At 46.7% G+C, this 12,501-nt stretch carries 13 protein-coding genes; 2 read left to right on the top strand and 11 right to left on the bottom strand.

Features of this window, described 5'->3' with window-relative positions; all coding sequences use genetic code 11:
• Positions 1-30: 30 nt before the first annotated feature.
• Positions 31-1,557 (bottom strand): NAD(P)/FAD-dependent oxidoreductase, encoded by a 1,527-nt coding sequence (locus tag MHI12_RS07170; protein WP_405171963.1) that lies wholly within the window; start codon positions 1,555-1,557, stop codon positions 31-33.
• A gap of 156 nt (positions 1,558-1,713) precedes the next feature.
• Here MHI12_RS07170 and MHI12_RS07165 point away from each other — a divergent pair, with 156 nt between their 5' ends.
• Positions 1,714-2,283, top strand: coding sequence for a TetR/AcrR family transcriptional regulator (locus tag MHI12_RS07165; RefSeq protein WP_405171962.1), 570 nt, complete (start codon positions 1,714-1,716; stop codon positions 2,281-2,283).
• Positions 2,284-2,347: 64 nt separating this feature from the next.
• On the opposite strand, the gene MHI12_RS07160 is transcribed toward MHI12_RS07165, so the two are convergent.
• Positions 2,348-3,286, bottom strand: coding sequence for a DMT family transporter (locus MHI12_RS07160; RefSeq protein ID WP_405171961.1), 939 nt, complete (start codon positions 3,284-3,286; stop codon positions 2,348-2,350).
• Positions 3,287-3,406: 120 nt separating this feature from the next.
• On the opposite strand from MHI12_RS07160, the gene MHI12_RS07155 reads away from it, so the two are divergent.
• The gene (locus MHI12_RS07155; protein ID WP_405171960.1) at positions 3,407-4,828 is read left to right on the top strand and encodes a PLP-dependent aminotransferase family protein; all 1,422 of its coding nucleotides are present in this window, start codon (positions 3,407-3,409) and stop codon (positions 4,826-4,828) included.
• A 140-nt stretch (positions 4,829-4,968) separates the two neighbouring features.
• Here the strand turns inward: MHI12_RS07155 and MHI12_RS07150 are convergent, their stop codons facing one another.
• From MHI12_RS07150 to MHI12_RS07110, 9 genes are all read right to left on the bottom strand, one after another.
• Positions 4,969-5,595, bottom strand: a complete 627-nt coding sequence (locus tag MHI12_RS07150) for an ABC-2 transporter permease (RefSeq protein ID WP_405171959.1) — start codon at positions 5,593-5,595, stop codon at positions 4,969-4,971.
• A complete protein-coding gene (locus MHI12_RS07145) occupies positions 5,588-6,454 on the bottom strand; it encodes an ABC transporter ATP-binding protein (RefSeq protein WP_405171958.1) in 867 nt (288 codons plus the stop codon). Before MHI12_RS07145 ends, MHI12_RS07150 begins: the two co-directional genes overlap by 8 nt.
• Positions 6,455-6,459: 5 nt before the next feature.
• On the bottom strand, positions 6,460-6,834 hold the full coding sequence (locus MHI12_RS07140; protein WP_036610760.1) for a GntR family transcriptional regulator: 375 nt from the start codon (positions 6,832-6,834) through the stop codon (positions 6,460-6,462).
• A 227-nt stretch (positions 6,835-7,061) separates the two neighbouring features.
• Positions 7,062-7,643 (bottom strand): ATP-dependent Clp endopeptidase proteolytic subunit ClpP, encoded by a 582-nt coding sequence (gene clpP / locus MHI12_RS07135; protein ID WP_036610761.1) that lies wholly within the window; start codon positions 7,641-7,643, stop codon positions 7,062-7,064.
• A gap of 18 nt (positions 7,644-7,661) precedes the next feature.
• On the bottom strand, positions 7,662-8,534 hold the full coding sequence (locus MHI12_RS07130; protein WP_405171957.1) for an RNA polymerase sigma factor: 873 nt from the start codon (positions 8,532-8,534) through the stop codon (positions 7,662-7,664).
• Positions 8,535-8,652: 118 nt separating this feature from the next.
• A complete protein-coding gene (locus MHI12_RS07125) occupies positions 8,653-9,459 on the bottom strand; it encodes an MBL fold metallo-hydrolase (RefSeq protein WP_405171956.1) in 807 nt (268 codons plus the stop codon).
• A 283-nt stretch (positions 9,460-9,742) separates the two neighbouring features.
• On the bottom strand, positions 9,743-10,189 hold the full coding sequence (locus MHI12_RS07120) for a hypothetical protein (RefSeq protein WP_405171955.1): 447 nt from the start codon (positions 10,187-10,189) through the stop codon (positions 9,743-9,745).
• 157 nt (positions 10,190-10,346) lie between these two features.
• Positions 10,347-11,411 (bottom strand): sulfate ABC transporter substrate-binding protein, encoded by a 1,065-nt coding sequence (locus MHI12_RS07115; RefSeq protein ID WP_036610768.1) that lies wholly within the window; start codon positions 11,409-11,411, stop codon positions 10,347-10,349.
• A gap of 25 nt (positions 11,412-11,436) precedes the next feature.
• Positions 11,437-12,501 carry a sulfate/molybdate ABC transporter ATP-binding protein gene (locus MHI12_RS07110; protein WP_036610770.1) on the bottom strand — a complete coding sequence of 355 codons (1,065 nt, stop codon included), beginning with the start codon at positions 12,499-12,501 and terminating at the stop codon, positions 11,437-11,439.

Below are 12,501 nucleotides of genomic sequence, written 5' to 3'. Positions count from 1 at the left end.
ATTTTAAAAATCTGTTCATTATCCAGTATCTTACTTGGTCACGGCATGCTGGAAAGACTCCAGCAGTTTTTTGATTTGCCCATCAAATTCCAGTTGAAATGACGGAATGATCTCATCTATTCTTTGCTGGAACAGCTCCGGATCTTGGACACCAAGCTCTGCTCTTAACTCCATTTCTTCTTTGGAACCATTGTCGTTCAGGATCATGTTCAGGATTTCACCTTTAAAGTATTCACTTGGAGGAAGGATTAGAGCATTCATCAGGAACTGGGTAAAAAAGAGATGTTTATTATTTTCCTGACTCGCCTTTTTCATCGCCTGCTTAGTAAACAAGTTTATATACTTCTGAGCAAACGCAACCCCTCTCATTCGGGAAGGCCCAACATGTTCGACCCCTTTCCAACGCAGATCAGCCACCGAACTAAGCCACCAGGCCGGTTCAATAGCCTGCTGCATACGAAGCAACACTTGGCGCTCAAACTGCGGCTCAGGATGCATTCGCTGCTCATCCAAACATTTCGCTATGGTCTCGGCTTCAATTGCAGCGACCGTCATGCCTTGACCATGGATCGGATCGAAGCTGCAAAATGCATCGCCAAGGACAAGTAATCCGGAGGGCCAATTCTCCATCAGTTCAAAATGTTGACGAACAGACTCGGAAATACGGTATCCCCTCGGCCCTTGAAAAGGCTCCAGCTGGTCTGCCAACGCTACGATTTCATCCGAAGCAAACAGATGTTTGATTTGCTCTTGGAACTCATCCGGATGGGTTGACGGATATTCATCTCCTCCTGCGTTGAACAGTAACAGTCCAGCGATATCATTTTCAATGCGCCACAACATGCCTGCACGAATTCCTTGCACAGGATCGGACTCTGTTATCACCGTTCCCCAATCATTTTGAATAGAGGATGGTATCTTATAATAGCGGGTGCTGTAACCAAGAGACACCTTCAGCACTTCCGGCTCAGGCACGGACAACCCTATCTGTTCAAGCCATCTGATCAATTTGGAAGAACGCCCCGCGGCATCAATAACCATATCTGCTGCAAGCATTTCTTTCCCATTATCCCGACCTCTTTCTTTGATATACACGCCTGTAATCGAACGCTGATCTTCTGATGCCATTAACCCGGTAACTTCCGTACTCGTTAAGAAGCTTATATGATCTATGTTCTGGACTCGCTGACGCAATACCCATTCCAGCAGAGCTCTGCTGCTCGATGCAATTTTGAATGAAGAAGCAGCATTCGCTTTATTAACTAATGTACCGTAGCGATTGGCAATCATAAACTTCTCTTCATGTGAAGGAATGGCACCAAGCGCGACCAATTCATCATTGTATCCGGGAAAGTAATGTTCCAGAATGAGTCCGCCGCGCGGTAATACACGATGTGGATGAAAGGATTGAGGCACACCCTGCCGATTCGCCGGCTCAGAAGGCAATTCATCTCGCTCAATGATACATACCTCATCATAATAATCAGATAACATCCTTGCAGTGATTAATCCTGCAATACCTGCCCCAATTACCACAGCTTTTTTCATGTCGGACATCGCCACTTCATCCTCTCTAATCCATCATATTTTATCTACACTTGTAGCCCTATCAAAAAATTACTTATAATACCAATATACACTTGGAATCTCGCATCAAGTAAGAATCAATATCAGGATACTATATAGCTAAACTACAATAAGGAAATGATGTAGATGAAAATGATTGATAAAAAGGTGGATTTGAGAGTTACCCGAACTCATAAATTGTTAACGATGGCGCTTCTCGATCTGTTATGTGAGAAAGGTCAGCTATTCAGCAACATCACAATTAATGAAATATGTGACAAAGCTATGGTTCACCGAACAACGTTTTACAAACATTTCAAGGATAAATTTGCTCTACTGTCCTCCACCCTAACTTGGGTCCTTCGGGGTTATTTACACATGAATGTAGAAGAGCGGCTACAACAGCCTTTGCAAAGCGTATCTAAAATTCTGTTTGGAAATGTACTGGAGACCATAGTGCAGAACCAACAGAAGGATGAGGGGTTTAACAACTTTTTCATACATTATATCGGAGAGATATTCAGACGAGATTTTCTGGAATTGAAGAGAAGAGGTAAACAATTTTCACTTCCCATAGAACTTGTTGCCGAGTTTCACTCGGGGGTGATTCGTTTACTTGTGATGTGGTGGATACAACATTTCGAAGAAAATGTTACGGCAGAACAGATGGATGAATATTACTACCTACTGGTTAACGAGAATATCATGTCGGAGTAACAAACAGCTCAACCTAAAATCAATGGCTGATTTTGAGATTGAGCTGCATACCTTCAAACTTTACCTATTTTAAAACAGATTCGGAAGCCTGCACTGTCATCCTCGCACGACTTCTTTTCTTCAACCAGCCGCTCACCTTCTCATTCATCGCCAGCAGACCTGAAACGACCAGCACTACACCGATCCATGTAACCCAGCTGACATGCTCACCGTAGACAACAGCACCAAGCCCTACGGCAATGGGTGGTGAAATGTATAACCATGTTGCTGGAAACAATGGGTTGGTACGCGACATAATCCAATAGAACAGACTATGCCCCACCATGGAGCCGATGACAGTCAGATAGATCACCGACGACACAGCAGGCACCCAGTCCAGAGCAGACATACTCCACGATTCCGTTCCGACCGAGAGCAGGGATAACAGCAGTCCCCCATACATCATCTGCACCGCATTGATCGCTACAGGACTAGCCTCCTTGAACTGATGAATAACCTTTTTGGAGTACAATGCACCTGCTGAATAACAGACTTCCCCTACCAGTACCGCGATACAACCCCACATAAACAGGGAACCTGCACCAAGCGATACACCTGGCAACACAACCAGTACCACACCGGTGAACCCGATCAGGCAGCCTGTAATCATACGGGCAGATGTTTTTTGCCGTAACAGCGCCGTCTGCATCAACATAATCATCAAAGGCCCTGTCGCCGACAGAATGGCACCCACACCCGAGCTCACATGCTGTTCGGCCCAATATAATGTGGCAAAGGTGCCGAAGGTCAGCCCCGCTCCCGTCAACAGCATCTCCTTGCGGAACAGGAGCGACCAGCTCACTTTGCCCTTCATCCTCATCCATGCAAACATCAGCGCTCCCGCGATTACAAATCGTAATCCGGCTGACAGAAAAGGCGGCATGCCTGCCTCTACTCCAATTTTAATAGCCAGAAATGTTGTACCGAAAATAAGACACATGACCGTAAATGCAATCCCCACCATGATAACCACTCCTTTATCTGTTCTCCATCATATCTCATGGTCTACAGAACAGAATGAACAAAACAGAACAGTTTTCTCCCATTAGCTGTTACAATAGAGTTCAAAAGGAGTGTGAGCCGGGTGGGCAGAACCATGATGATGACAGATAACAGCCTGAAATTATATGAGCAAGTCATCCATTATCTCGTTGTACGTATAGAAGCGGGAGAGTGGGCCGAACATGAAAAACTGCCATCTGTACGAAGCCTGTCCGAGCTACTCGGCGTACATCGTCTGACCGTATTCAAAGCCTATCAGGAGTTAAAGGAACGTGGGAATGTTTATGTGAAGGATAAGTCTGGCTATTATGTCAGCCCAGCGACTCCATTCTCAGTAACGGATCAGGCGGATGATCCCGCCGTGTCTGCCTGGCTGCATTGGGATTCACTTGCACGGGTACAGTCCCTTGAAGCAGAATACCAATTTTCCAAATCGTTAATCGATCCCTCTTTGCTGCCCAACCGTTATTGGGGTGAACTAATGCGTGATCTGCTGGATCAATATCCTCGTTTGCTCGGAACGTATTCCACAATTCAGGGTGATCTGGAATTGCGAAGTGCGCTGGCAAGCCATCTGACGAAAAAAGAACGCTTTTACCTCTCTGCAGACGAAGTGCTCATTACTTCGGGGGCGCAGCAAGCGATTGATGTCATCTCGCGGACGCTGGTCAAGCCCGGGGATCGGGTGTTGATGGAACGGCCTACGTATGGACCAGCAATGGAGATTTTCCGCAAGCAGGGTGCTCGTCTGATCTTTACGGATATTCACTCGGATGGTTATGATCTGGAGCAGATTGAGCATCTGATGAAATCGGAGAAACCACGCTTATTCTACACGACGCCAACTTTTCATAATCCAACCGGCGTTAATGTTCCAGTAGAACAGCGTAAGCAGTTACCCGAACTTGCAGAACAGTATGGTTGTTTTTTGCTCGAAGACGACAGCACCTATGATATCTATTTTAAGGAGAAACCTCCTGCACCCATTTTCACCTACGACACCACAGGACACACCCTGTACATCCGCAGTTACAGCAAGTATGTTGCACCCGGGCTACGAATTGCAGCCATCATATGCCGTCAGCGTTTCATGCCGGGACTACAGGCTGTAAAATCACTGACAGATAACGGAACGCCCCTTCTGAACCAGAAGCTTTTTCTCCGTTATTTTCAGTCAGAACGTATGCATCAGCACCTGTCCAAGCTGCGGACCGCCATCCAGCTACGGATGGAAGTGATGGAACAATCTCTGCTGGAAACGGACTGGACGTGGACCCGGCCGGAGGGCGGACTCAACTTTTGGGTGGAGCTTCCTGAGGGTGTGGATACAGGGAGACTGCTTCACCGATGCATGGAACAATCCGTTGCCTTTGTACCCGGAACCGTATTTGATTCTTCGGATCATTCAGCCAGTCGCAAGCTGCGCCTGTCCTTCTCTTATGCACATGAGCAGCAGATTCGGGAAGGGATGAGCAGGCTCATTACGCTTGCGAAAGAAATGTAAGGTTTGGATTCCTTGGAACTGACGTCACTCCGAAGAATTTCAAGTGCAATTTGCCACTCGTATCGCTGCATCAAAAAAAGTCGCCTTATGGCGACTTTACTTTTGGTGTTCTATATTCTCTACCTGCACCCGCTCTGTGCTTAAAGGTCTTTTCTTGCAAACAAGCGAATGGTAATGAGATAGGACACCAAAAACAAACCTATAATGCCTACGGAAACCAATGCCATTGTCGTTGTGGTAATCATACCGTTCTCGTTGGCCATACTCATGAGGTACGCAACGGGTTGCGCCAATATAATCATGCAGACCATGAATATCGCATTGATGATACCAGCACCTTTTTTGCTAAGTCCGTAGAAAAGAGGCATGTATAGGGAAACTAATACAAGCACCATGCCTACGGCAATGACAATATCCCTAAGTGAATAATTCGGCTTGTTCAGTTCAGGATAATTCAGGTTCACAAGCTGATGAATCCCAAACGACGCGAGCACCCCGAATAACGTATAGACTATGGCTGAGAGGTACTTGGCTTTCACAATCTGTTTGCGGCTAACGGGGAGTGTAACCAGGAAATTGTGATTATGGTTCTTGATATCAATCATGGTTGCCAGCATGACCGAACCAAAGGCTGTGTAGATGCCTACAAAATACATTGACATTTCACTCTTAGGTATAAAGGCGAGACTAAATACCACCAGGTATAACCCAATCGTCCACAGTGAACTTTTTAGTACAATGAAATCTTTACGAAGCAAGTTAAGCATATTTGCGTCCTCCCTTCGCCGTAAAATAAATGAGGTCTTCTAACGTAGGTCTTTGTAAAAGAGCTAACCTCCCAAATAACTGTTCGGCCTCTACCTTATGATCCGACAATGCTTCAAAACCAACGGCTGTCTCGCGTATTCCGATGAAATGTTTCCGAATGTCGGAATCAAGCAGACTCATATCCCCTTTTACAATCGTATACCTTTCCAGCACATCATCTTTTGCCTCGTTAAACACCAGTTTCCCTTGATGAATAAACGTAATGTAGTCTGCAATACGTTCCAGATCCGTCGTAATATGCGTTGAGAAAATAATAGACCTTGTTTCGTCCTGTATCATATCTGCAAGCAGATCAAGCAGTTCCCGCCTAAACACAGGATCAAGCCCGGATGTCGGTTCATCCATAATCAGCAGATCCGCTTCATGCGACAAAGCCACAGCGAGAGAATACTTAATCTTCATGCCTTTGGACAGATCCTGAATTTTCTTTTTGGGAGACAGTTCGAACTGATCCAAGTAGTCATTGAACGCTTTATTATCCCATTTGGTGTAAAAAGGAGCGATCATTTGTGTCATCTCCCGGATCGTTAGATGCTCATAATAAAAGCATTCATCGGACACAATGCCAAGGCGTTGCTTGATATCAACTTCCTGATTTGGCATCTCACTGCCCAATGTCTTGAGGCTCCCCTTATCGGGCTGGATCAGACCCGTGATCATTTTGATCAAAGTACTCTTTCCCGCCCCATTCGGACCAATAAGTCCCGTGATATACCCTTTTTTCACATCCAGAGATACATTATCTACTTTAAATAAGGGATACGTTTTGGTTACATTACGTAATTCGATAGCGTTCATTATGCTTATTCCTCCTCAACCAACAATGTAAGATGATGGATTACATCCTGTGAACTCATGCCCAGTTCTCTGCTCTCTCGAATCACTTCGAGCATCTTCTCTTCCAATTGTTTCATCCGCCGCTCTCGAATAAAGTCCTGATTGGCTCCGGATACAAAGCTCCCTTTGCCTACAACTGAATCGATCAGTTTCTCCTTCTCCAGCTCTTCATAGACACGTTTAGTTGTAATAACACTGACTTGCAGATCCTTGGCGAGTTGCCGAATGGAGGGAAGACTATCTCCAGCAACCAATTCTCCGCTCAAGATGCTCTGTCTGATCTGAGTTAGAATCTGCATGTAGATCGGATCGCTCGAAGCATTCGATATTAAAATGTTAATCTTTCCTCACCTCATTGATGTTACGTAGTTTTCAGTAGGTATAGTGTATATATATAATATATACACTATACCTACCGATGGTCAATCTTTATTTCACATTATTCTCATTCTGATTCGATCCATAGACACGGGCTAGCTAATCTGGACGACAAAAAGAGGACGTCAGTTTCCTGTTCGTCCTCTTGATTAATCAAGCCCGAAAGGTCATATGACCTCCCAGGCTAATGTTATGTGCTGGATATGACCTTATCCACCAATCCATATTCGACTGCTTCAGCAGCGGTCAGGAAATAGTCTCGATCCGAGTCCTTCTCAATCCGCTCAATTGACTGTCCTGTATGGTCGGCTAACAGCTTGTTAAGGCGCTGACGATGCTGAATGATGCGGTTAGCATGAATCAGCATATCCGACGCCTGCCCTCGCGTACCGCCATGTGGCTGATGGATCATGATCTCACTGTTCGGCAACGCCATACGCTTGCCCTTTGTTCCACCGACCAGCAAAATCGTGCCAAAGCTTGCCGCCATACCTGTACAGATCGTAGAGATATCCGGCTTCACAAATTGCATCGTATCATAGATCGAGAACCCCGCAGTCACCGACCCACCAGGGCTGTTGATGTACATCTGGATGTCCTTCTCCGGGTCTTCTGCAGTCAAAAACAATAACTGGGCCACGATGGCATTTGCCATCTGATCCTCAATCTCTCCGGACACCATAATGATCCTGTCTTTGAGCAAACGGGAATAAATATCATAACTCCGCTCTCCGCGAGCAGTCTGTTCCACCACATAGGGTACTACATTCATGTGTGTCGCCTCCTCGGTTTAGGCAACCATGTTGATCGTGTACCCACCTCCATACGACATCGAGTTCATACCAGAAGTGGAGTGCCCGTACATCATTGGCTGCATGGATGGAGACGGCAAAGCCTGCTGCAAAATAGTACCCGCCACAGCCATCGGATCATCAGTCCGATTCAGGCACAGATCAATGATTCGAGCTGTATCTCCATTACGAAATGCCAACAGATAGTTGCGCAGTTCCTCCCGATTGTTTTCCACTGCGCCTGCTTCATACTGCAATTCAGCGTCCGATTGTTCCAACCTGTGCCTCACTTCAGCTATGGCAGAGCGGGCACGACTTAACGCCGCTTTCACAGCGCCTTCTGTCGTATCCAGCATTTCCGCAGTCTCTGCCGCCTTATAACCCATTAATTCACGTAATACATATATCACTCGCTGCCACGGTGGTAGCTTATCTACAAGAAGTTGAACAGCAGACTCCAACTCCTCGAATCGTCTTTCCTCCTCCATCTCGTGCAGAAGCGGCTTCAAGCTATCCAGTTTATATGCTAATCTCTCACGCTGACGTAAGATATCAATCCAGCTGTTGCGTGCAATACGGATCAGATAAGCTTCCCAGTTTATATCTTTATTCATCTCGGAAGTTCCAACACCATTCGACGATAATACTTTGAGACAGGTCTCCTGAACCAGATCCTCCGTGTCTGGAACTGATTTCGTCAGAGATAAACAATACGCATACAACGAACCCATCAGATCGGGTAGTACGGTATGGACGTTCTGGTTCAATTGATTTTTTCTGTCGTTGCCATTAGATTCAATATCGAATTTATCTTGTTTACCATCATCATGTGGTCTGTTGATTCTGCAATCCACGGACTTCACAAAGGCCATCTTGGGGGCCCCCCTTTGCTGGTTCCTGATTGATTTTGACTTACACTATGTAAACGAAGAACCCCTTTGAAAGGATACGCTCTTCTGAATTTATTTTTGTAACGCTCATTAAGTTGAGTTACGCATTTGTTTCCAGCTTTAATGTTCCAAGCGGCACCTTCATCCCGGTAAGGGCAATCGTAATACCTTGATCCAGATTATAATTCTGCCGTACATCAACGTCATGAGACATATGTGTAAAATAAGTATGACCTGGCTTCAGTTCCCGCAGCAGCTCCTGCGCCTCGCGCATATCGTACACGGAACGTGTGGAGAATTCCGCAAGTTCATGCACAAAGCTTGTTCCCAGCACCAGCAGATCCAGTCCGTGCAATGGCTCTTTCTCGGCGTCCTTCAGGTCAATGGCATCTGAACAGTACGCCCAGCTATACCCACCCTGATCCAATCGATAGGCGTAAGAATACCCGTTATGTCCATGGCACACTTTCCAAGAATGTACCTTCCAGCAGCCTAGTTCAATATCATCATCCGTTTCAAGAAAGTCCATATGACGACCCAACCAGGGAAACTGTCCCTGAATGGTAGCAATCACTTCGCGTGGTGCATACAAACGCCCCTTTACACCCAACCAGCGGCATGCATCCGCCCATTCCGGCAATCCTCCAATATGGTCAAAATGCGCATGAGTGATGAGCAGCGTATGCACCATACGCAATCCCTGATCCTCCATCTGTGATCTCCAGTCCGGTCCGCAGTCAATCATGAACTGTTCACACGTACCGTTCCCACCACCGTCAATCAGAACAGAAGAACGTTTGCGTTTATTTTCTCCCGTAAGCCTCGCCTCTGTACATACTTCGCAATCACAATACACACGTGGAACGCCCATCGCATCGCCAGTGCCCAGAAATGTTAGCTGATTCAATCCGCATTCCCCCTGAATTAATGATATGTAAATTGTAATCGTCCACCTCTGTTTTTGCAAAAAAAAGACCATCCCGCTGCAGTTAGCCACTGCAATTCGGGACAGTCTGTGGTCTGACCGTTCACCGTCAGACTTTAATTCCATGCTTCGCTCCATTCGGGAGCGTACGCTTCGTCAGCATGTGGTGCAACCTTATAAGCGGGTCATCCGCATGAAGATCAGGCCTTACCTTTTAAACAGGCCACGACCGATTATTTCGAGTCACACCCACATAGCACTGGAACTATACCAGTGCCCGCAGCTTCAACGTCAGTTCCTGACCCGCAGGTACATCCTTCGAATCCGTAATGACCCAGTTCGATGCAAGCCGCTTCGCCAGTACCTCTGCCTGCTCCGGTTTCAACTGTAATCCGGTAACGATTCCTTCACCCACTGTGAAGTCTCTCTCTGGCTGTACCTTAAAGGCCTTTTCCAACCAGATTCCGAGTCCACCACGCGTGTTAAAGGTAATCCGGTAGCCGTCTTTCACTGCTGCCTCCAGATTTTCACCATGCTCGTCCGCATATGAGAAAAATTCATTATATCGGTATTCCTCTTCAGACACGGCGTCAAAAGCGGAAACGTCTTTGGCTTGAATGGCTTTTAATATTTCTTCCTCAGGCATCCCCTTACCGCGGGCCTGCTCCAGTCGAATCGCTGTACTTTGGGATAATTTGATCTCTACACTCATCCAACTCACACCTTCCTGCTAGTACTATGTAACAATCATGATTCAGTATACCTCTATTATAACCTTTTGGCAGTAAAAAACCTCCATCTCTACTTCCATTGAAATGAAGGTTTTGTATCCACATGCTCGGTTACCTATTCGATTACATCAGCAATACTCATAATCCAGCGAGCACCTGATACCACACGCCGCGTTTGGAGTACAACGTACTGCGTACCTCGTCCCATCCACCCAGATAGTTGATATCAAATAGTCCTTCTGGCGTTGGGAATGTCGACTCCGTCTGTGCAAATACATCCGGATCTACTGAACGAAAACCATGCTTGGCAAAAATACGCTGCGCTTCTGGTGTACGCAGATAGGCGACAAAGGCTTCTGCCAGTTCGCGATTTCCATGTTTATCGGCATATTTATTCACCACAACTGCCGGGTTCTCAATCAGGATCGTATTTTTTGGAATGACGATGTCATAATCTACACCTTTGGCGATCCGGGCAAGCAATTCATTTTCATACGTGACGATGACATCACCCACACCATATTCAAATGCCGCCATCGAAGAACGCCCACTCTTGTCCAATGATTCAACGTTACGATGTACCTGTTCGAGAAAAGCCTTGGCTGCGGCAGGATCTTTCTTCCCCTCTTGCTCCTCCGACAGTTTCAATCCGGCACCATAAATGGCATTAATGTCCCATTGTGCTCCTCCGGATGTCTTTGGATTGGGGTACAGTACCTTCACTCCTGGCTTGGTTAAGTCCTGAAAATCACGAATACCGAGCGGGTTGCCCGCTCTTGTGCCCAGAACAACAATTGAACGGGTGATCATGCCCTCATTAGGGGTCTGTTTCCAATCAGAGCTAACCAGATCGGCTTTGACCAACTTCTCGATATCACTCTCCATCGCGAGCAAGGCCACATCAGCCTCGAATCCACCAACGATGGCTCTTGCCTGTGTGCCAGAAGCTTCATAGGACTCTTGAAAGTTAATTGTCTGTCCGGTTTTTGCCTTCCACTCCTCTTGGAACTTGGGCAGCAATTCGCCTACAGCATCTTTCGCTACACTATAAGCACCAATCACCAGCGTATTGGATGAATCGTTACCAGAGGGCTCGTTTTGTTCGCTTGACTCCTCCTGCTTGCTGCATCCAGCGGTCATGCAGACGAGCAGAAGCATGAGGGCAACATATAAGAGTATGGCTTTCTTCTTCCTCGTCTGCATGGGCAGCCCCTTTCTTCCACTTGATCTAAATCATCACCGGCATCGGATCTTCCTTCAGTCGGTTCTCAACCACCCAACTGTTGGAGTCATTGAACAGGTACGCACGGTGTACAAGGACTCGAATTTGTTGACCGATCTCCAATGTCGTTTTCTCCAGGGAACGATATGTGATTAACTTATGACCCTGTACGTCCACCTCTACCATCCATTCACTACCGCGGAAATGAAGATGTTTGACTGTACCTTTTTCCGTTGCAGACAACATGGTGAACTCGTTCTTCAAGCCGATCTCAATATACTCCGGTCGAATCAACGCTTTGGTATGTTCACCCTCGACGGCATGTTCGAATCCTTTCAACTGGGAGGCATCCTCCACAACCGTAGACTCCCCGATAAATGTAGCCACAAACGGTGTCTGCGGGTTTTTGTAGATATCCCAAGGTGTGCCCTTCTGTTCCAGACGACCCTGACTGATAATCATAATCTCGTCCGCCACTTCAATCGCTTCATCCTGGTCATGCGTTACAAATATCGAAGTGATTCCTACCCGCTCGATTAGCTCCCGCAACCATGAACGCAGTTCCTGACGGATCTTGGCATCAATGGCCGCGAACGGTTCGTCCAGCAATAACAGCTGTGGCTCAGGGGCGAGTGCTCTGGCAAAAGCAACACGTTGACGCTGCCCACCAGATAACTGATGTGGATAGCGCTGTTCGAAACCTTTTAACCCGGTCAGTTCAACAAGTTCCATCACCCGATCACGGATCTGGGCTTTTGGCGTCTTCTTGACCTTGAGTCCAAAAGCAATATTCTCAAATACCGTCATATGTTTGAACAAGGCATAGTTCTGGAATACAAATCCGATGCCCCGCTCCTGTGGAGGCAGATGGTTCACGACTTTTCCGTGAAAGCGAATCTCTCCGGAACCCGGATTCTCCAGACCCGCAAGCATCCGCAGAATGGACGTTTTCCCACCTCCGCTGGGTCCAAGCAGACCGATCAGATGGCCTTTGGCAATATCGAATGAGACATCTTTTACCGCATGAAAATCACCGAAATGTTTGTTCAGATCACGGACTTCTACATGCAT

It is taken from the genome of Paenibacillus sp. FSL H8-0280 (assembly GCF_045040665.1).
GTDB classification, from domain to species: Bacteria; Bacillota; Bacilli; order Paenibacillales; family Paenibacillaceae; genus Paenibacillus; species Paenibacillus xylanexedens_A.
Note: the sequence above shows the minus strand (reverse complement) of the source record. Positions and strands in the feature narration are given on the sequence as shown.

Excerpts from the sequence above, each read along its gene's own strand:
- MHI12_RS07120 (WP_405171955.1), bottom strand. The coding sequence starts at position 10,189 with ATGAGTGTAGAGATCAAATTATCCCAAAGTACAGCGATTCGACTGGAG.
- MHI12_RS07115 (WP_036610768.1), bottom strand. The coding sequence starts at position 11,411 with ATGCAGACGAGGAAGAAGAAAGCCATACTCTTATATGTTGCCCTCATG.
- clpP (WP_036610761.1), bottom strand. The coding sequence starts at position 7,643 with ATGAATGTAGTACCCTATGTGGTGGAACAGACTGCTCGCGGAGAGCGG.
- MHI12_RS07130 (WP_405171957.1), bottom strand. The coding sequence starts at position 8,534 with ATGGCCTTTGTGAAGTCCGTGGATTGCAGAATCAACAGACCACATGAT.
- MHI12_RS07165 (WP_405171962.1), top strand. The coding sequence starts at position 1,714 with ATGAAAATGATTGATAAAAAGGTGGATTTGAGAGTTACCCGAACTCAT.
- MHI12_RS07150 (WP_405171959.1), bottom strand. The coding sequence starts at position 5,595 with ATGCTTAACTTGCTTCGTAAAGATTTCATTGTACTAAAAAGTTCACTG.
- MHI12_RS07170 (WP_405171963.1), bottom strand. The coding sequence starts at position 1,557 with ATGTCCGACATGAAAAAAGCTGTGGTAATTGGGGCAGGTATTGCAGGA.
- MHI12_RS07160 (WP_405171961.1), bottom strand. The coding sequence starts at position 3,286 with ATGGTGGGGATTGCATTTACGGTCATGTGTCTTATTTTCGGTACAACA.
- MHI12_RS07110 (WP_036610770.1), bottom strand. The coding sequence starts at position 12,501 with ATGCATGTAGAAGTCCGTGATCTGAACAAACATTTCGGTGATTTTCAT.
- MHI12_RS07145 (WP_405171958.1), bottom strand. The coding sequence starts at position 6,454 with ATGAACGCTATCGAATTACGTAATGTAACCAAAACGTATCCCTTATTT.